Genomic DNA, 17,811 nt, shown 5'->3' on the forward strand with positions numbered 1-17,811 from the left:
AGCGAGTCACAGCCGGCCGGCGGGTCTTCGGTTTGGGTTGCGGCTGATTTTCTATTTGCCGAAGCTGGGCTTCTGCATTATTTGCCCGTGCCAACTGTGCCGCCGCTTCCTCTTGAGCGGCGGCGACCTGCGCGTAAAGATCGCTAAGCAGGGCAAGGATTGCTGAGGGGTTCATTGTTTCTCCTATGCGTTGTAGGCCGGAATGACCAGTGTTGTCCCGCTGGCATCAACGACCTTGAGGTATTTGTTGGGTGCTGCTGGTAAGGCGGCCGCTGACCCGGCGGCCCCCACGGTGGATTGCTGAAGCCCAGATGCATACCACTTCGGTCCCGATGAAGTGAGCCCGACAATGGTGGTGCCGCCCGAGTCGTGCGCGAAGAAGCCCTGCCGGCTTCTAACTGCTCCCGTTGTGTCGACGTATGCCTGTGCCGCTGATGCCCCTGATGGCCACCACTCTTGGATGTTCTTCGTCTGGCCGGCCGCGGCACCCACGCGGAGACTGACGAAGTCGGATGTTGAGGGAGGCAAGACCCGGGCAAACGGCGTGTTTCCCGAACTGACGGACACCCCAGCCATGTTCACATTGAACAAACCATTGCCGCTGGCGGGATTGATTCCGAGGCTGGTCTGAGTTTCGATCCGGTCAACGACTTTGACGCCGAAGTTGTTCGTCGCCCCTCCGGTGGCGTCCTGAGCGAAGCCGACATAAGTTGCCACGGACGCCGAAGCATCCTTCTCTGTCTGGGCATAGAACGAGTAGCCGTATGCCGTCGAGGATGTTCCTTTGAAGCCTGCTCGGCCTGACACGGCGACGGTCTTTCCAGTGACCGTGACATTGTTCTCGACCTGAGAGATGCCCTCCAACGCGGTCGTAGACGCATTCTGTGTGAACGGAACGCCGCCGTCCTTCAGAAGGCACGCGCTGGAGAAGCCCTCCGCTACGTCGTCAGTCGTCGGCCCCCAGTAGTTGGTGATCGCGTAGCCGCCCTGCGTCGTATGTAGCACGTTAGCTCCGGGGGCGCTGCGCCCATACTCCTGGTAGATCCCAAACGCGCCGGCAATGTCGGCTGGTGTTCCCGTCCCGGAAAACCCGAAAGAACTTGCCGTGCCAAAAACGTAACCCGTTCCGTAGGTGGATGAAGTCTTCTTGCGGATGCCCATCGGCCCTATGGATGCGGGGTCGAGGAATGAGGCATAAGTCGGGCTGAGGTTCCAGTTGGCGGCGCTGAAGGTGCCGCCCGAAGTGTGGCTGGCGATGGCGGATACAACGTCCCCATTGGGTGAGATGACCAGTTGCCCTGCCGTGTAGGCGGTGGCCGTGACCCATTTCGGAACTGTTGTAGACGTGGCGGCATAAGCGCCATCCAGCGCCGCCTTCGTAGCTGTGCCACCGGTGGTGATGAAGCTTGCTGTGGCACTGTCTTGTTGGACGCAGTTGATGGTCCATGCGTACACTTTGGTGGCGTCCGCGATCACAACGGTGGAGTTGGTGGCTTGCTGGAACTGTGGGAACACACCTTGCGTGCCCGAGTTCAGAATGTTGCCCGGCAAGGGGTTGTTGAACGTGTCCGTGATCGCCAGCGGCGTCGTGAAACCCGTGTCCGTGACCGCGTACACCTGGAACGACACATTCTTGACGTTCTGTTTACCGTTGGGGTCCCAAGTGACCATCGACGGGAAGGTGAAGCTCACCGGTCCTCCTCGAATTCGAGGCCGGCGCCCTTGGCTACAACTTTCATCCTTGCGGCGTAGCTGAACAGTGCCCGGATCTCGTCGGGGGTGGGCAAGACGTCGCGCCTCTCAACGGATGTCGTGAGCCATTCCACGTCGGCGATGATCTGGTGCAGCCTTCCCAGGCTCGGGCGGACCGGAGCTGGAGTCACGACGAGGGCGGGCATTGCGCGGAAGCTGGTCAACGCTTCTTGGATGTGGTGAGCTGCGGTCGTCTCGCCTGTCCGAGGCTCACCAAGAATCGTCCCGTGGACGTAGTCTTCCGCCGCTGCTCGTGTCGTCCCTAGTCTGGTTTGGACTAGCTCAATGAGCTCGGTGACGTCAGGCTCTTCACTCATCGTGCGCCTCTCTGGTCCTTATGGTTCATGCGCTTCTCTCAAGTCGGAATTCATTCAAAGCCTCGGGTTCAATGAACCATCGGCCACTTGTGTTGTTGCCACGGAGGCGACCGGCCCGGAGATGCTGCCTTACCCTGCTCGAGGTAGTCCCGAGAATGGTGGCCGCGGCCTCCGGAGTGATCTCCTTCTTCTTCAAGACTGGCGGCATTTCCGTTTCCGGCCCTTCCGTCCTTCCGGTGACGGAAATCTCGGCTTCGCGCACAGTTCTCGCATGGGCTTGGGCGGCTGCTTCGATGTCCCGCCACCCTTCGTGGATGGTGCGGGCAACGTCAGGTCGGCCCCGATCGCGAAAGTGCCGGCATGTGTCCTCCATGGCGGACTTCGGCAGGCGGGCGACGATCCACTGCGCGGTAATTCCTGACACGAGGGCGCCGAGGTTCGGACGATAGGTGTCATAGACCACTGGCGTCGGCCCCGTTTCCTCGCTGCGCCCGAGTGATTTCGCGGCCGTTCACAGGCGATCACCCGGCAGAACATCAATGCCCTTCGCCTCAGAAACCTGGGCATAGACTTCGATGCCGTTGGCCCGAAGCCATTCCATCAAGTGGCGAATGGCGTCTTTGTAGAGAATGACGTGTTCCCGTGTGACGAGTTCCGGGTTTTCCTTCAACTGATTGATCGTGGACTGCAGTTCCGCCCATATCATTTCGAAGTGTCCGAGTATTGCAGCCCTCCCGATGGCGGCTTGCTCGTCGGCGGGCATCAGTTCATTCGGATTGATATCTTGGTTGCTCATTGCGTGAGGTGTTCCTTCATTGGTTGGTTGGCGTCCGGCCGTTCGGTCGGCGCCACGCGCTGCTTTGTAAATTCGTTGGATGAAAAGGGTTTTAATTTGGGGCTTCGGCGATTAATCTGTGGGCATGGAGACGAAAACGACCTTGGCCGCACTTGGCGGCGGCGCTGCTGTCCTGTTGGCCGGCGGACTGACCTTCGGCATGGTCGCTAGTGCGAACGCGGACACCACGCCCGGCCCGACAGTGACCGCGACCGCTACACCCACAGCTACCGCGGCGCCGACAGCCTCGGTCACTGTGGCGCCTTCGCCGGATCCGGCTGCGGCAACCACCGCGCCAGCAACCGTGACAGTCCCGGTTGCCCCAGCAACGCCAGCAGATGCCCCCATAGCAGCAGGCCCGGCCGCTCCGGTTCCTCCAGCTCCAGTCCAGGCTCCCGCGCCGGTAGAGCCCGTCGCGCCGGTTCTCGAACAGCCCGTCGCACCCGCGCCCAAGGCTGGCGGAACAGGGCCGGTCATCGTTGTCACGCCTCCGCCGAGCCTTGCTGCCGGTACAACCAGCGCGAACCTGGTCAAGCCTGGACCCCCACCGGCGCCGGGCCGTTAGAACTCGTGGAAGGCGCCGCCGCGGACGGCGCCTTCCTTGTGTCCGCCGTCGAATCCGTGGGCGGCGTGGGCGGCGTGGTGTCCTTCAAGGAGACAACCTCGAAGTCGATCGGCTCGTTCGGGTTAGTGGAGCAGCGCACTGCCTTGACCATCCAGTCCACTTCCTGTCCCGCAGCCCCATAGACCGTGAAGCTACCCGCGCTGATGCGGTCAGCCGAGACTGGAACCGAAGCCCGGCCAATGGCCGTCACTTGCACGTTCCGGTTTTCCGCGTAGGTGAGGGCTTCGAAGTAGTCAGGCAACGCCACGACAGCCTCACCGTTGCCGCCGAGAGTAATAGTGCCAAAATATTCAACGCCGTTGACCGGGCCCTCCACAGAGGCGTGCTTCAAGATGTATCCCGGTTTCGTCGGGTGATCTTGGACAAAGTTCTTCGTACCGCTCACGGTTAGGCCCCCAACGATCAGCACCGGGCCGTTCTTCGCTGTCGTATAGACACCCGCAGTTCCAGCCCAGTTGCCGAGGTAGAACGTACCGGTATTGGAAATATTCAGGTACGCGGCACCCGAGCCGGTGGTGTCGTAGGTCTTCGCCCATGCCCCACTGTCCTTGGCCGACAGGATGGCATTGGAGGATCCGTTTGTTATGGTCTGCGGGCCTTGCATGATCAGCTCGTTGTACGACTGGAAAAGCATGCCAGGGTACGACTGAACTCCGCCATTGTCGCTCGTGGCGAACTCGATCAGCGGGACGGTGGAACCAATGTCCGCACCGCCGCTGATCGAGACCTGCCCGACCTGTCCAATCGCGAAGAATGTCCCAGTGTTTGTATCGAGGTGGATTACTTCCGTGCCGCTAGGCGTGAAGAGGTGTAAGCCATCAACATCGGTCGACAGACCCTTTCCGCCATCCTGCCCGGTGGAAGCGTGCCGCAGGACGGGCTGAGTCGAGAGGTCCCGGATGTTGCGTTCGATTTGGTTGAGGCGTTGGGGCATATCGCTGCCTAGGCCCATGACTGCATTCACCATGTGGTGGATTCCTTCAAAAGTTGAGTGTGTTCGGAGGGGTAATTCGGGCAGCGGGCTTCATGCGCGGCTTCGGTAATGGTGAGGAAATAGCTGTCCTCGACGATGCGGATATTTGGTACACACAGCTCGCATCTGCCAGGGGGCGTGGCAGAGTCATGGCGCACCTTTTCCCGGTCTGCACGTGCATGAATGACAGTCCGTACATCGCCGCCTTCCCGTGGCGCCTGAGTGGCGTTCAGCACCTCAACTGGCGACTGTCTTGGGTCCCCCGTTTGTGCCTCTCTCATGAGGTCTCGTCGGACCTTGGGTGTCCGAACCTTGTTCTGAGTGCTCACCAGACCGCCCCGTCCGTCTGTCCGTCGCCGGCCCCGTAGTACCTGCGTCTGGTGTTTGGGTGGATGTTGTCGGCAGTCCACGGGAACGGCCCGCCCTTTTCGAGTCGCTTGGGCCAATCGGTGCCCTGATTTCGGTCACCGCGCCAGCGCTGGATCGTTGCTGCGGTCGAACCGTCACCCTCGGGAGCCAGACCGAATCCGAATTCCGGCCAACCCATGAGTGCAGCGGAACCACGCGGTGAGAGGTCTCGGGCCATTTGCCCGTTGCCCTTCGGCGAATGGCCCTCCATGACCAGCACCAAGCCGCGGTCCCGCAGGGAGTCAAGGGCTGTGATGAGCGGCGCCGCGTCATCGTCGTTGTTTATGCCGTTTGGGACCATCTTGTATATCGGGCCGATAAACATGATCTCCGGTCGGTTTTGGTCAACGAGACGGTGGATGGCGCCGAGCGCGGCGTCCTTTGTGATGTCGATCCGACCGTGGCAGGCGACATCGATGTTCCCGGGATCGCTGGTGCCGTATTGGCGGGCCTTGGCTGCCATTGCGCGGACCTCCTTGCGCCACTGTCCTTCGGTGTTTTCGACGTCGACGACCTGTACCCGGAGTGGATCGATGTGATCCAAGGTGATGGGGTTGATTCCCGCCGCGAACTGGATGGCCATCTGCCGGATCCATGTGGACTTCCCGAAGCCTTCGTATCCAGTGATCACCATCCGGTCCCCACGCTCGAGTAGGCGTGGAACAATCCAGTCGTGGTCTTCCTTCACCGCAAGGATCTCGGAGAGCTTCTTGGAACCGATGCCCTGCCCAGGAGTGTTCTCCCGGATGGCTTTGAGGTCCTCCATGGCGTCGCTGAGAGCCTTGGCTGGGGGCATCCCGTCACTCGTTGCCTGCTGGATCAGTCGTTGGCCTGTAGACCGTAGGGCACGCTTCACCGATTCCTCGCGCACCTGTTTCGCGTAGAACTCGACGGTGTGCGCGGAGGACGTCCCCTGCTGCCAAGCAAAGAAGTCCGTGATGTTCAGGTTGGGTATTCCCCGGGCTTTGAGTTTCAGGAAAACCGAGCCCGGTTCGATGGGTTCCGTGTTGGCATACATTTCCCGCATTACCGAGAACGCTTCCCCCAGGAGGTGGCTCTGGAAGTCTTCGGGGTGGACAATTTCTGTCGCAAAGCGGACGGCCTCGCGGGACAGCATGCATGCGCCAATTACGAACTGTTCCGGGTTCACTGGTTGGCCCACCCATACTGCTGGGGAACGACGGCGAGCAGGGCGCCCTGAGGCGCTTCGTCCTGCCAGCGGCCGGCATTTAGCCACGAGCTTGGATGAGGAATGAATTGCTGATCTTTACCAGCTACCTCTTTGCGCAAGGTTTCAAGACCGTCCATGATCGTGCGGGGATCGGCCCGTTTGAGGGCCTTCTCGAAAGCCTTCCGCGCAAGATCCTTGCCAATTTTTCTCGGGTATGAAGCCCAGAACGAATCGAACTCCTTCGAAGCCGGAGGCTTTGATGAAGTCTTTTTCCCATCCCTTCCCATCCCATCCCTTCCTAGGGCGAGTTCTGCGGAGTCTCTCTGTGGCTCGCTCAAACTCACCGGAGTTTCGATGGGGACGAGTGAGTCAACCTGAGCGCAAGCGGGGCAACGCGTTTTCCACCGAGGATCGATCTTCTGGTGGTCCGAGAACCGCTTGATGTGAAGGTAAGCCCGGCCGTCTCCGTCCAAAATCCGCTGCACGCGCCCGGCCGCCATGATTTCCCCGAGGAGGTCATCGGGGTCTACGTCGTCGGTTGGGAGGATTTGCAGCTTGAGGCGGAAGGCGTCGTCAGCCACATGGCCGTGATCACAAAGAGTGAAGTTCCACATGCCAATGAAAAACAACCTTGCCAGCGGCGACAGTTTGACGACGTTGCCATCAGTCCAGAACTCGGGCTTGATCGTTCGGATGCGCGCCATCAGGCATCAGCCCAAGGCGCGTTTGCGAGTTCGGCCGCGTGGAGCATTTGCACCCACGCCCGGTTCACTTGGTTCGCGGGGCCGATCACGTTGTAGATGAGATCACCACGCACCCAAGCGAATGATTCGAGGACCGGTGCAGGTTCCAATCGCCCGACGTGGAGTTGAACGACATCCCCGGGCTGCGCCTCAATGAGGGTTTCGTCCGCATATCGGGCGAGCTCGCCGGCGTCATAGCTGTTGAGCCACGGGTACGCCGTGACGTCGATTACCAATGTTTGGGTTGCCGCGATCAAGAGATATCACCGCGCAGTAGGCGGACGGCTTCCTCGAGATGCGCCTCGGTGAGGGGCGGAAATTCAGAGACGGCTTTGGCGACGTACTCTTGGAGCTTGATTGCCCGCAGTTCCCGCTTGGCCTCGATGACCTGGGGAGAGTCTGACGGGTGGTGAATTGACATGGCGGCGACGGTTCCGCGTGCGCGGGACATTCGCTCGGAAATCTTGCGGTTCTTGGTTGACAAGGCGGGGGGCCTTTCGGGCCACGGCGATTGAACCTCATCCCGACCAGGGAAAGGTTGCGCCACGCAACCATGAGGATCAATGCATTCTTTGGAATGCACGTAGCTCTCTGACGAAGGAGCTCACCCGCGACCCGAACCGAAGTCCAGATAGTGATTACGCTACTAAACCTACTTAGAAACGTCAAAAACATGTTCACCGTCGGCAAATTTTTGGGCTACAATGCGGTCCAGAGTTTGCAGGCTCACGGGTCTGTTCGTCCCGCAAACTGGGCATCGCACCAGAATCTTGGTCGCTCCGGGTTGATCTTCCTGATGGGATTCGAATATCTGAATGCTCGGAACTTTGGCCCTGCGGAATGATCCGTCCCTGTGTCGAGGCAGTTCTATTCCCAGAATCCCAACCCACCCACCTTCCGTCGGCCAGGACTCCCTAACCACGTCGCCGCTGGGGTTGTCGTTGAAAGGGGCAGTAGTGAAGACAACCCGGCCAAAGTCGTACCTGTGCTTTTTCTTCGCTTTGCGGTTACCGGTGCATCTGACGATGATCTCGAAGCCTTGACCCGAGTAGTTCAATAGCTGCCCTTTCGTTTCGATCTGATGAACAAACAGATCTTCTTCATGTTGTTGGCGATCCCGCCTCGGCTCTCTTGCATCACGAGATCGCTGCTGGACTGGACGAACGGTCCTCTCTGCATCGCTCAAGATGCGTCGCGTGAAACTCCTTGGGTATGAGGCTCCAGAAGGCGGCGACGGTTTCTTCTAGAGACATGTCGGCGTCGATGATCGCGTTCACCGCACGATGGAGGGGGTCATTGCTAGCGCTGGACATGGTCACGCCGGCCGCTCATCCAGGAACGCCTTGAGCTTGGCGCCCATCTCGGCGAGGAGGTCCGCCGCAGCCGCGATTTCTTCCCGCGTTCCCGTGAGCTCGAGATTTTCGCCTTCTGCATACACGTCCAGGCCGAAGCCCTCGAAGTCTTCGAGCGAGATGGTCAGATGGAGGCCGATGGGGACGCCTCCGCCGATCACCTTTGAAGCGTTCAAGGTGGGTTCCCCGCGATCGTTCAGCACGAGGTCTTGGGTGTCGTCCCATGGAGCGTCGAAGTTGTAGAAGTTGTCCTCGCTTGCCCGGAAGGCGCGTGCTAGATCCGATGGCGAAGTGGCCTCTGATTCCAAGGCGACATAATCGAGAAGCGCCTCAAGCCGTCCGAAGGCGTCCTCTGCGGCGGTCGGATCCGCGTCGGGATAGATGTCTTCATCGAGGACGTAGGTGAGGCCGTCATCTGGTGCCCACGTCAGGACTGCTGCCGCCTCGGGGCGCCCATTGACAAGTTCCGGACCGTAGATCATAGGGCCGACCCATCCCTCCCTACGGTTGGTGAAGTCCGCGGCCGTGGCGGGTCTGAACCCACGAGGGGCAGCGAGGGCGGGCTCGCTGTTGGAGCAACCAAATTGTGCAGGTGAAGCGGGGATTGTTGTGGTGGTCATGACGAAGGTTCTCCTAGCTGGGTTTTACTGTTTGTTGCACCGAAGGTGCAGGCGCTGGTTCACGCGGGTGACCAGTGAGTGGCTTGGGACTAGGCCGGGATGAAGTCGACGACATCCAACGCGTCATCAAACTGGTAGTCATCGTCGTGGTCCAGGCTGAAGAGCAGGGTAGCGGAGCCCCATTCGTTGGGGATGGCTTTGACCGCTGTGTTGGCCGGAATCGAGGCGTCCCGCGGACTGGTCGCGGTTGGGCCTGGAGCGAACCGGAGTCGGCGAGCGGTCACGTAACGAGTCGACGCGGATGCAATAGAATTGGGCATGGAAAATCCTCCTGTTGGTGGTTTTCAAGCGGTTCGGTTGGTGACTTTGGCGAGTTCAACCGGGCCGCATTTTTCTAAGCGTTGGGCTTCGCGGTGTCAGGGGCTCAATTGCGTCTCCTCGAATGCAATGCATTCGCTCAAGCGATAGCGGACATACCGCCCCACAGAGAAGCCCCGAGGGCCGTAGCCCTTCATGCGCCACACGCGGACCGTCTGCAGCGGCACACCGTATCTATCGGCCACATCTTGGGCCGAAAGATGGTGGTCCAAAGCGAACGGGGTTGACGTACTGTTCAAACCAGCCTCCTAAACCTGCGTCATGTTTACTGACGATTAGAGCATTTATCCGTCAAATTCATAATGCTAGAGGTTCTGTCAGTTGTCAACCTAGACTTTTACGATTCCACCCATGTATCGTCAGTCTTTATGACAGAAGACTCTGGTAATGAGTGGATGAAAAGGACCGCTGCAGCGATAGGCGCACGCGTACGGCAGGCCCGTGAAGAAAACGGCATGTCAGTCCAAGGCTTGGCCGACGCTTGCACGGCACTGGGATACAAGATGCTTCGGACAACGCTGGTAAACCTCGAAGCCGGCGCCCGCAAGAACATCACGGTAGGTGAATTGTCAGTCATTGCCGCAGCCCTCGGGACGGGGCCGCTGGCCCTGATCGTCCCCCTCGGAGAAGATCAGACGATAGAAGTACTGCCTGGCCGCCACGCTAAGCCATGGGGCGCGTGGAAATGGTTCTCCAACGAAGGCGGCTCGATTGAAGGAGAGCGCTTCGGCATTCCATCCCTGAGGGAAGAAAACATCGGGGACAGGGTCTTTGAAATCCAAGGTCATTTCAGGCAACTTGAATTGTTTTGGACGGGCTACGACTCAGTGCGGGACCAAGTCCGAGAAATCCGGGACGTGCGCCTTGCCCGTGGCTTGCCAGACGAAAGTGCGGAAGCCTACGACTATTGGATGACAGAGATGGACAGCGCGATTGCTGAACTCAGGAAGCTGGGGGTTAGCGATCCAGAGCTTGACGACGAAACCATCGCTGACTTAACCGCATTCCGCGCGCGACGCGCCGCCAAAGCTCAGACTGAACCCACCTAAACACCCCCCGTTCATTGTGAAAGAACCAACATGGCCAGACCCCCACTGCCCCTAGGATCCTGGGGCAAAATCAAGCGCACCGAGCTAGCCAAGGGCCGCTGGGTGGCCAAGGCCCGCGTCCGGGATCTAGACGGAGTTACCCGACTGGTGGAACGCAACGGCCGAACCGGGGCGGAAGCGGAACGCAATCTTTCAACCCATTTGGCGGACCGGACGGCTCCTTCGGTCGAAGACCTCACACCCGAGAGCCGGCTTACGGCGCTTTGGGAAGCCTACGAGGCGCACCTATTGGAAGAAGGCCGTGCTATCCGGACGATGGAGCGGTACCGATACGCATCCACTTACGTCCTCAAGGGGCTCGGAGGCTACAAGATCCGGGAGGCGTCAACGCAGCGTCTGGACGGCTTCGTGAAGGTCCTCAAAAACAACCATGGACCATCAGTCGCGAAGTCAGCCCGCGTGATCCTCAGCGGCATGTTTGGGCTTGCAGTTCGCTTCGGAGCGGCGACCACGAATCCTGTTCGAGACGTCGGCACCATCAAGATGGAATCCAAGCCGGCGCGAGCCCTCACGGTGGATGAGCTCCGGGGTGTTATCGACGCCCTGAGGAACTCGGACAAGGTCCTCAATGCAGAGAACAAGGTCACCCCCAAGCAGACCATCAGCCAGTACTGCGCGATAGCCGATCTAACGGACGTGGTCATCATGTTCGCTGCCACCGGCGCCCGCATTTCCGAAGTGCTCGGGATCCGCTGGAAGGACGTCGACCTTACAGCCCAGACAGTCACCATTTCCGGTAAGGTCAACCGCGTACCTGGCGGTGGCATGATCCGCGAGAGCTTCACCAAGACCAAGTCAGGCGCCAGGACCCTGCCCCTCCCGGACTTCGCCGTCTCAATGTTGCTGGGCCGGCAAGTAGCCGCCACCAGCAACATCTACGACGTGATCTTCCCGTCCACGACGGGCGTCCTCCGGGACCCGTCCGCGGTCAGCAAACAATGGAGACGGGTCCGTGCCGCGCTCAAGCTCGACTGGGTCACTTCGCACACCTACCGTAAGACGGTAGCCACCCTCATAGACGCTCAGGGGCTCTCAGCGCGGATCGGAGCCGACCAATTGGGCCATGCTCAGGTATCGATGACTCAAGACGTCTACATGGGGCGCAAAGTAGTTCATACCGAGGTAGCCGAGGCGCTCGATCAAGTGATGCGACAGCCAGGACGCTGAAATGGACGAGCAACAACTCCAGAAGGTCAAAAGCATCATGAATGCCTTCCGCCTGGCCGTACGGAACATGGATGTCAGCAGTCACTCGGGGCTGCGCAGCTTCCCGCATGGCTCGTGCCGATGGGCTTCATTCATTCTCGCCAAAGTTCTAGAAGACTACGGTCAGGAAGGATGGTATATCCGTTGTGGCGAACAAGGCCCATCGTGGCTGCATTCGCACTGCTGGTTGGAGCGTGGAGGCTACATTCTGGACATCACGGCGGATCAGGTGGCCGGCCACGATGGTCCCCTTCTGCATCGAGCGCCTTCTCCGTTTGAGTCCGTCCTGCACCGCGTCCGATCGATCCCGCTTTCGGACATCTATGACCATCAACCAATTTTGGATGCCTACAGGGAGCTTTCACTGGCTATCGCGAGTGTTCACGATGCGGATACTCCGTGAATTCGTTGGGTTTCCGTTGGATTTGGCCCTGAAGAGAAAAGCAGGTCAGAGGCGAAACGCCTCTGACCTGCGAAAAGGGTGGGCCCTGTGGGGATCGAACCCACGACCCACGGATTAAAAGTCCGATGCTCTACCAACTGAGCTAAAGGCCCCTGCCGACTGTAGAAACAGCCATAAATACTGTACCTCAAGCTCAAGGCCGTTTTGACACGCTCGGCCCCCACGCCGTCGTGACCTCTTTTGACCCCAACCCCGACGACGACGCGCGGCAACCGCGGCGTGTCGCGGCGCCCATGGATTCAAAGAGGGTCAGGAAAGGAACGCCCCGCAGCAGGCACCACCACAACAAGCCCAGTCAAGAGTGCACGAGCGAAAACACAGGAGTAGCGTTGGGGCATGAGCGAACAATCGGGACCTCCTGTGTACGGCGGAGCAAACAGGCATCACAAGCCGAAACCCTTCGCGCCGGTTGACTTCGAGCCGTTTGCCGGCGGAGCGGACCCCGCGCGCGTGTCCGAAGCCGCTCACCTTGCCGCCCAGGCGCTCGTGCGGCGAGGTCGGGACAGCGATGACCCCAAGATCACCAGGCGCCTCGTGAAACTCGCTGACGAGCAAGGCCTGGAGGCCATTGCCGAGATGTGGGCCGAGAGCCCCGCCCGGTCTTTGCCCGGCGCATTGTGGCGGCTTTATGCATTGCGCGCGGCCACCATGCAGAACTCCGAGCGCATTTCCGTGTACTTCAAGGCCGGCCGGGACACCGCCCAGGTTTCCCATGTTGTGGCGGGGGCAGCCGAGCCGCCGGGAGCGGACGAAATGAAACAGATGGCGGATGCCATCCTTTCGGGAGCGTTCGACGGCGATTTCGACGTCGCGCTGGAACGCTCAGCCGCGTTTTGCCGCGTCGTCGCGTTGGGCCAAGCCACCCTCGCGGACAGTGCAGAGCATTCCAACGAAGGCCACGCAAGCAAGCTGACCCGGAACTCCCACCAGCTCGTGAAGACCGCGGAAGATCTCGAGCACGCGGCCAATGCTTGGCGCCTGGGCGAGCTGGACTGACGTGAAATATAAGGGTGCGGGACTGTCACAACCACCCCTGCCGCCAGCTGTCAAGATTGACTTAGCTCGGATGACGTAGAAAACTGAAACTGGTGTCGAACCGCGAAACCCCCGGGCTTCAACTTATAGCCGCTTCGAGCGGCCTACCGCCGAGAGGCGTATCCGGTTCGGCACCATTTTTATGCCCTTCGGCGAAGACGCCGCCCCACCCCTATCCCTCCCGCCTACCGGAAGCCAAATGAAGCTGCGTCTCTTCCCCCAAGAACCCGCCGGGTTGCAATTGTTGTCGCAAATGGCCCGCCAGATTCTTGAGGCAACCGGGACGCTTTCGGAGATCTTCGGAGCTCCTGTCGCGGAGCACGAACGGCTTGTGGAGGAGATGCACGAACACGAGGCGAAATCCACGGATCTGCATTTCGCCCTCTTGACCCACATGCGCACGAGCTTCGTGAACCCGCTCCCCCGCGAGGACATGTACGCCCTCTCCCGCTTCCTCAACGAGGCGATGGAAAAGCTGGATGCCGCGGGTGAGCTCGTGGCCCTCTACAAACTGGATCGGGTGCCCAAGCGCGCGGCGGACCAACTGGAGATCATCAGCCGCCAGGCGGAGCTCACGGTTGATGCCATGCGCCAGCTGGACGATCTGGACGAACTTGAGGATTACTGGATCGAGGTGCTGCGGCTGGCCAAGCGTGCGGAACGCAGCCACCGGACCTGGGTGGCCGAGATGCTCCGCGACATGAAGTCCACCCAGTTTTCGCGGAACCGTGACGTGGCCAATCAACTGGTTGAAGTCACCAAGGACATGCGGCGCGTCGCCACCCAGGTAGGCAGCATCATCGTCAAGGAAGCATGAGGTGGCAGTCGCGTTCTTCGCCCTTGTGGTGGTGCTGGCGGCTGGCTTCGCATTCCTGAATGGCTTCCGCGACGTCTCCACCGCCGTCGCGCTCTCCGTGCGGACCCGCGCCCTCACTCCGTCAGTCGCCGTTGTGTTGGCAGCGGTCTTCAATTTTGCCGGCGTGCTCCTCAGCGGCGGTTTCGCGCTGGTTTTCAGCCAGTCCTGGGTGGTTCTCCCCTCGGGAATGAACGGGCTGACCATGCTCGCCGCGGGGCTGTGCAGTGCCATCCTTTGGGGAATCTACGCTTGGTGGCGCGGTGTGCCGCTCTCGTCAACCCATGCCTTGGTAGGAGGCCTCGTGGGCGCCGGAGCCGCAAGCGCAGTGATGGGAGGCAGCTCCGTCAACGGGGTAGACGGTATTTTGCTGGCGCAAGTGGTCCTGCCGTTGCTGCTGTCCCCCGTGATTGCTTTCCTTGGTGCCTATCTTCTCGTGTGGCCTGTCACATGGGCCGCCCGCTACACCCAGCCCGATGTCGTGCATGGCCGCTTCCGCCACGCACAGTCCGTCTCGGCCGCTGCGGTCGCGCTCGGCCACGGACTGCAGGACGGGCAACGAACCGTAGCGGTGATCCTGTTGGGCGCCGTGGCTGCCGGAGTGTCCGACTCCAGCGACCTCCCGTTGTGGGTCATCCTGCTGACGGCCGTCATGCTCACGGCGGGAACGCTGTGTGGTGGTTGGCGCATCTCGTACACCTTGGGTTACAAGCTGACGCGGGTAGACCCGATGCGGGGATTCATCGCCCAGAGCCTGACCTCACTGATGTTGTTCATCGGTGCCATCGGCCTCCATTTGCCGCTTTCCACCACGCACACTGTGACGTCGGCAGTGCTTGGTGCGGGAACCAACCAGAACTTTTCCGTCACCAACCGCCGGATGGTGCTGCGGATCCTGGGGTTCTGGGTCGCGACGCCGATCGTTACCGCCGCCGTGGCGTTCGTCCTCGGACTGGCGCTCTCACCGCTTTCGCACTGAGTCCGGCGAGCCGCGCCAGGCACGCGAAAAGCCCGACGGCGGCAGTCACCTGGATAGGTGACGGTCGCCGTCGGGCTTTTCGCGCGGTTCCCAGGGAGCCGAGTGGTTACCCGAAGCGGCCGGAGACGTAGTCTTCCGTGGCCTTCTGGGACGGGTTGTTGAAGATGGTGGTGGTGTCCGCGAACTCGATGAGCTTGCCCGGCTTGCCGGTGCCGGCGATGTTGAAGAACGCGGTCTTGTCGGAAACGCGTGCAGCCTGCTGCATGTTGTGGGTCACGATCACCACGGTGTACTCGTCCTTGAGCTCGTTGATGAGGTCTTCGACGGCCAAGGTGGAGATGGGGTCAAGCGCAGAGCAGGGCTCGTCCATGAGGATGACCTGCGGTTCCACGGCGATGGCACGGGCAATGCAGAGCCGCTGCTGCTGGCCGCCGGAGAGTCCGGAGCCGGGCTTCTCGAGGCGGTCCTTGACCTCGTTCCACAGGTTGGCGCCGCGCAGGGACTTCTCCACCAGCGCATCGGCTGCGCCCTTGCTGATCCTCTTGTTGTTGAGCTTCACGCCGGCCAGCACGTTGTCGCGGATGGACATCGTGGGGAACGGGTTGGGCCGCTGGAAGACCATGCCAACCTGGGTGCGGACCGTCACGGGGTCCACGCCGGGGCCGTAGAGATTGTCGCCGTCGAGCAGGACTTCGCCTTCAACGCGGGCACCGGGAAGCACTTCGTGCATGCGGTTCAGGGTGCGCAGGAAGGTGGACTTGCCACAACCGGACGGTCCGATGAATGCCGTGACCGATTTGGCTTCAATGTTGATGTTGACGCCCTCAACGGCCAGGAAGCTGCCGTAGTAGACGTTCAGATCCTTGACGTCGATCCGCTTAGACATGGTGTTCCTTCGGTGCTGTGGTTGGAAGTTTGCGTGTGGCCTGGCCGCTCAACGGCCGGCCTTGGGGGCGAAGATCCGGGCGATCAGCCTGGCGCCGAGGTTCAGGAGCATCACCAGGATGATCAGGACCAGCGCGGCACCCCATGCCCGCTGGCTCGACGGGTCCGGGTTGGACGGCGAGGTCGGGTTCAGGATCTGCGTGTAGATGAACGTAGGCAGCGAGGCCATCCAGCCGCCGAACACGTTGTTGTTGATCGTCGTGGCGAAACCTGCGGTGACCAGGATCGGAGCGGTCTCGCCGATCACCCGGGCGATCGCCAAGGTGACGCCGGACGCGATGCCGGAAATCGCCGTCGGGATGACCACTTTGAGGATGGTGCGCCACTTGCGGACACCCAGTGCGTAAGCCGCCTCACGGAGCTCGTTCGGGACGATCTTGAGCATTTCCTCGCTCGAGCGGACCACCACCGGGATCATCAGGACCGAAAGCGCGACGGCGGCAACCGCACCGGTCTTGGTGCCGGGGCCTACCACGGCGAAGAAGAAGGCTGCGGAAAAGAGACCTGCCACGATGGAGGGAATGCCCGTCATGACATCGACGAAAAACGTGATGGCACGGGCGAGGGCCCGGTCGTTGCCGTATTCCACCAGGTAGATTGCGGTCAGCAGGCCCACAGGAACCGAGATGACCGTTGCAAGCAGGGTGATCTGCACGGTGCCCAGAAGCGCATGATAGATGCCGCCGAGGACCTTCGTGCCTTCATCGACGCTCTTGTTGTCGAGGGAACCTGTGACGCCGTTCATGGAAGTCGTCAGGAAGCCTGGGGTGATGATGCCCGGGATGCCGTTCACGAGGACGGTCCAGATCACTGAAATCAGGGGCAGCAGCGCCACCAGGAACGAGCCGACGATCAGGCAGGTGGCAAGCTTGTCGCTCGCCTTGCGGCCGCCTTCGACAACCGCGCTCCAGCCGACCAGGCCGATCGCGAACAGGATCGCGGACACGAGGCCCCAGCCGAAGGCGTTGAAGCCGATCAACGCAAGGATCGCTGCGCCGAGCACCAAGGCGACGGCCAGGACGACGTACGGTGCGAAAGCCGGCAACTGGCCCTTGGTCAGTGCGGAGCGTTTGCGCGCCACGGGGGCTGTGACAGTCATTAGTTGGCTCCCGAGAATTCTTTGTGCCTGGAGATGATCCAGCGTGCAATCATGTTGACACCCAGGGTGATGACGAACAATACCAAGCCCGCGGCGATCAACGTGCTGACCTTGAGCCCGCTGGCTTCAGGGAAGTTCAAGGCGATTTCAGCGGCGATGGTCTGGTTTCCGGTCTGGATCAGGCTTGCGGTCAGGACGCCGGAGGACAGGACCAGGGCGACGGCCATGGTCTCGCCAAGCGCGCGGCCCAGGCCCAGCATGATGGCGCTCACGATACCGGGGCGGCCGAACGGCAAGACAGCCATCTTGATCATTTCCCAGCGGGTCGCGCCGAGGGCCAGGGCGGCTTCCTCGTGGAGCTTCGGGGTCTGCAGGAAGATTTCACGCGAGAGTGAAGTGATGATCGGCAAAACCATGACGGAGAGGACGATACTCGCGGTCAGGATGGTCTTGCCGGTAGCGGAGGCCGGGCCTTGGAAAATCGGCAACCAGCCCATGTTGCTGGCCAGCCAGCCGTAGGCGGGCGAAATCTGGGGGGCAAGGAACGCCGCGCCCCATGCGCCGTAGACCACGGAGGGAATGGCCGCGAGGAGGTCCACCACGTAGCCGAGACCCGAGGCAAGCCTGCGGGGAGCGTAGTGGGAGATGAACAGCGCGACGCCGATGGCTACCGGAGTAGCGATCACCAGCGCGATGACGGCGGCAATCAGGGTCCCGACGACGATCGGCCCGATGTAGGCGAAGAAGCCGTGGCCGCCTTGGATGTCCGCGGGTGGAGCCACAAGGGCCGGAATGGCCTGGATGACAAGGAAAAGTGCGACGCCGAAGAGAACCGCGAGGATCAGGCATCCCGCGGCCAGGGTGGCTCCGGAGAAGACCTTGTCCCCGGCGCGTCCGGCACCTTGGGAAGTGGTCAAGGAGTTGGTGGTCACTTCACGATCCTTCAGA

At 61.0% G+C, this 17,811-nt stretch carries 20 protein-coding genes and 1 tRNA gene; 7 read left to right on the forward strand and 14 right to left on the reverse strand.

Annotated features, from left to right (window positions below; all coding sequences use genetic code 11):
• Positions 1-183: 183 nt before the first annotated feature.
• The 3 genes from QRN51_RS16145 to QRN51_RS16155 all read right to left on the reverse strand — a co-directional run bounded on the left by QRN51_RS16145 (position 184) and on the right by QRN51_RS16155 (position 2,865).
• The gene (locus QRN51_RS16145; protein ID WP_284990868.1) at positions 184-1,692 is read right to left on the reverse strand and encodes a hypothetical protein; all 1,509 of its coding nucleotides are present in this window, start codon (positions 1,690-1,692) and stop codon (positions 184-186) included.
• Complete coding sequence (locus tag QRN51_RS16150; RefSeq protein WP_284990869.1) at positions 1,689-2,069, reverse strand: hypothetical protein; 381 nt, start codon at positions 2,067-2,069, stop codon at positions 1,689-1,691. The genes QRN51_RS16145 and QRN51_RS16150 overlap by 4 nt, the downstream gene beginning before the upstream one ends.
• A gap of 511 nt (positions 2,070-2,580) precedes the next feature.
• Positions 2,581-2,865: a hypothetical protein gene (locus QRN51_RS16155; protein ID WP_284990870.1), complete on the reverse strand. Its 285-nt coding sequence runs from the start codon at positions 2,863-2,865 to the stop codon at positions 2,581-2,583.
• 124 nt (positions 2,866-2,989) lie between these two features.
• Between QRN51_RS16155 and QRN51_RS16160 the strand changes: the two genes are divergently transcribed.
• Positions 2,990-3,469, forward strand: coding sequence for a hypothetical protein (locus tag QRN51_RS16160; protein ID WP_284990871.1), 480 nt, complete (start codon positions 2,990-2,992; stop codon positions 3,467-3,469).
• Here QRN51_RS16160 and QRN51_RS16165 read toward each other — a convergent pair.
• The 7 genes from QRN51_RS16165 to QRN51_RS16195 all read right to left on the reverse strand — a co-directional run bounded on the left by QRN51_RS16165 (position 3,435) and on the right by QRN51_RS16195 (position 9,080).
• Entirely contained in the window at positions 3,435-4,496 is a 1,062-nt protein-coding gene (locus QRN51_RS16165; RefSeq protein WP_284990872.1) for a hypothetical protein, read from the reverse strand. The genes QRN51_RS16160 and QRN51_RS16165 overlap by 35 nt on opposite strands.
• Before the next feature lie 331 nt (positions 4,497-4,827).
• Positions 4,828-6,027, reverse strand: a complete 1,200-nt coding sequence (locus QRN51_RS16170; RefSeq protein WP_284990874.1) for an AAA family ATPase — start codon at positions 6,025-6,027, stop codon at positions 4,828-4,830.
• Between the two features lie 29 nt (positions 6,028-6,056).
• Positions 6,057-6,785: an LvrA C-terminal domain-related protein gene (locus tag QRN51_RS16175; RefSeq protein ID WP_284990875.1), complete on the reverse strand. Its 729-nt coding sequence runs from the start codon at positions 6,783-6,785 to the stop codon at positions 6,057-6,059.
• Positions 6,785-7,081 carry a hypothetical protein gene (locus QRN51_RS16180; RefSeq protein WP_284990876.1) on the reverse strand — a complete coding sequence of 99 codons (297 nt, stop codon included), beginning with the start codon at positions 7,079-7,081 and terminating at the stop codon, positions 6,785-6,787. The genes QRN51_RS16175 and QRN51_RS16180 overlap by 1 nt, the downstream gene beginning before the upstream one ends.
• Complete coding sequence (locus tag QRN51_RS16185; protein ID WP_284990877.1) at positions 7,078-7,308, reverse strand: hypothetical protein; 231 nt, start codon at positions 7,306-7,308, stop codon at positions 7,078-7,080. The genes QRN51_RS16180 and QRN51_RS16185 overlap by 4 nt, the downstream gene beginning before the upstream one ends.
• 831 nt (positions 7,309-8,139) lie before the next feature.
• The gene (locus QRN51_RS16190; protein ID WP_284990879.1) at positions 8,140-8,796 is read right to left on the reverse strand and encodes a hypothetical protein; all 657 of its coding nucleotides are present in this window, start codon (positions 8,794-8,796) and stop codon (positions 8,140-8,142) included.
• Between the two features lie 89 nt (positions 8,797-8,885).
• Positions 8,886-9,080 carry a hypothetical protein gene (locus QRN51_RS16195; RefSeq protein ID WP_284990880.1) on the reverse strand — a complete coding sequence of 65 codons (195 nt, stop codon included), beginning with the start codon at positions 9,078-9,080 and terminating at the stop codon, positions 8,886-8,888.
• A gap of 462 nt (positions 9,081-9,542) precedes the next feature.
• Here QRN51_RS16195 and QRN51_RS16200 point away from each other — a divergent pair, with 462 nt between their 5' ends.
• The 3 genes from QRN51_RS16200 to QRN51_RS16210 are packed head-to-tail and all read left to right on the forward strand — an operon-like array spanning position 9,543 to position 11,892.
• The gene (locus QRN51_RS16200) at positions 9,543-10,223 is read left to right on the forward strand and encodes a helix-turn-helix domain-containing protein (RefSeq protein ID WP_284990881.1); all 681 of its coding nucleotides are present in this window, start codon (positions 9,543-9,545) and stop codon (positions 10,221-10,223) included.
• A 30-nt stretch (positions 10,224-10,253) separates the two neighbouring features.
• The gene (locus QRN51_RS16205; RefSeq protein WP_284990882.1) at positions 10,254-11,450 is read left to right on the forward strand and encodes a site-specific integrase; all 1,197 of its coding nucleotides are present in this window, start codon (positions 10,254-10,256) and stop codon (positions 11,448-11,450) included.
• 1 nt (position 11,451) lies between these two features.
• A complete protein-coding gene (locus tag QRN51_RS16210; protein ID WP_284990884.1) occupies positions 11,452-11,892 on the forward strand; it encodes a hypothetical protein in 441 nt (146 codons plus the stop codon).
• A 79-nt stretch (positions 11,893-11,971) separates the two neighbouring features.
• Here QRN51_RS16210 and QRN51_RS16215 read toward each other — a convergent pair.
• Positions 11,972-12,044 (reverse strand) — tRNA-Lys (locus QRN51_RS16215).
• 244 nt (positions 12,045-12,288) lie between these two features.
• Between QRN51_RS16215 and QRN51_RS16220 the strand changes: the two genes are divergently transcribed.
• The 3 genes from QRN51_RS16220 (at position 12,289) to QRN51_RS16230 (ending at position 14,819) form a co-directional block, all read left to right on the forward strand.
• Positions 12,289-12,948 (forward strand): hypothetical protein, encoded by a 660-nt coding sequence (locus QRN51_RS16220; protein ID WP_078106945.1) that lies wholly within the window; start codon positions 12,289-12,291, stop codon positions 12,946-12,948.
• A gap of 238 nt (positions 12,949-13,186) precedes the next feature.
• Positions 13,187-13,804 (forward strand): DUF47 domain-containing protein, encoded by a 618-nt coding sequence (locus tag QRN51_RS16225; protein ID WP_234753923.1) that lies wholly within the window; start codon positions 13,187-13,189, stop codon positions 13,802-13,804.
• 1 nt (position 13,805) lies between these two features.
• A complete protein-coding gene (locus QRN51_RS16230) occupies positions 13,806-14,819 on the forward strand; it encodes an inorganic phosphate transporter (RefSeq protein WP_059388354.1) in 1,014 nt (337 codons plus the stop codon).
• A 106-nt stretch (positions 14,820-14,925) separates the two neighbouring features.
• Here QRN51_RS16230 and pstB read toward each other — a convergent pair whose 3' ends face one another.
• The 3 genes from pstB to pstC are packed head-to-tail and all read right to left on the reverse strand — an operon-like array spanning position 14,926 to position 17,795.
• Positions 14,926-15,705 carry a phosphate ABC transporter ATP-binding protein PstB gene (gene pstB, locus QRN51_RS16235; RefSeq protein WP_059388353.1) on the reverse strand — a complete coding sequence of 260 codons (780 nt, stop codon included), beginning with the start codon at positions 15,703-15,705 and terminating at the stop codon, positions 14,926-14,928.
• Between the two features lie 48 nt (positions 15,706-15,753).
• A complete protein-coding gene (gene pstA / locus QRN51_RS16240) occupies positions 15,754-16,863 on the reverse strand; it encodes a phosphate ABC transporter permease PstA (RefSeq protein WP_059388352.1) in 1,110 nt (369 codons plus the stop codon).
• Positions 16,863-17,795, reverse strand: a complete 933-nt coding sequence (gene pstC / locus QRN51_RS16245; protein ID WP_284990886.1) for a phosphate ABC transporter permease subunit PstC — start codon at positions 17,793-17,795, stop codon at positions 16,863-16,865. The genes pstA and pstC overlap by 1 nt, the downstream gene beginning before the upstream one ends.
• Positions 17,796-17,811 lie beyond the last annotated feature (16 nt).

This window comes from Arthrobacter sp. efr-133-TYG-120 (genome assembly GCF_030209785.1).
GTDB lineage: Bacteria > Actinomycetota > Actinomycetes > Actinomycetales > Micrococcaceae > Arthrobacter.

Coding starts and splice junctions, on each gene's coding strand:
- QRN51_RS16225 (WP_234753923.1), top strand. CDS start 13,187: ATGAAGCTGCGTCTCTTCCCCCAAGAACCCGCCGGGTTGCAATTGTTG.
- QRN51_RS16220 (WP_078106945.1), top strand. CDS start 12,289: ATGAGCGAACAATCGGGACCTCCTGTGTACGGCGGAGCAAACAGGCAT.
- QRN51_RS16160 (WP_284990871.1), top strand. CDS start 2,990: ATGGAGACGAAAACGACCTTGGCCGCACTTGGCGGCGGCGCTGCTGTC.
- pstA (WP_059388352.1), bottom strand. CDS start 16,863: ATGACTGTCACAGCCCCCGTGGCGCGCAAACGCTCCGCACTGACCAAG.
- QRN51_RS16175 (WP_284990875.1), bottom strand. CDS start 6,785: ATGGCGCGCATCCGAACGATCAAGCCCGAGTTCTGGACTGATGGCAAC.
- QRN51_RS16170 (WP_284990874.1), bottom strand. CDS start 6,027: ATGCTGTCCCGCGAGGCCGTCCGCTTTGCGACAGAAATTGTCCACCCC.
- QRN51_RS16165 (WP_284990872.1), bottom strand. CDS start 4,496: ATGGTGAATGCAGTCATGGGCCTAGGCAGCGATATGCCCCAACGCCTC.
- QRN51_RS16155 (WP_284990870.1), bottom strand. CDS start 2,865: ATGAGCAACCAAGATATCAATCCGAATGAACTGATGCCCGCCGACGAG.
- QRN51_RS16200 (WP_284990881.1), top strand. CDS start 9,543: ATGACAGAAGACTCTGGTAATGAGTGGATGAAAAGGACCGCTGCAGCG.
- QRN51_RS16190 (WP_284990879.1), bottom strand. CDS start 8,796: ATGACCACCACAACAATCCCCGCTTCACCTGCACAATTTGGTTGCTCC.
- QRN51_RS16150 (WP_284990869.1), bottom strand. CDS start 2,069: ATGAGTGAAGAGCCTGACGTCACCGAGCTCATTGAGCTAGTCCAAACC.
- QRN51_RS16210 (WP_284990884.1), top strand. CDS start 11,452: ATGGACGAGCAACAACTCCAGAAGGTCAAAAGCATCATGAATGCCTTC.
- pstB (WP_059388353.1), bottom strand. CDS start 15,705: ATGTCTAAGCGGATCGACGTCAAGGATCTGAACGTCTACTACGGCAGC.
- QRN51_RS16205 (WP_284990882.1), top strand. CDS start 10,254: ATGGCCAGACCCCCACTGCCCCTAGGATCCTGGGGCAAAATCAAGCGC.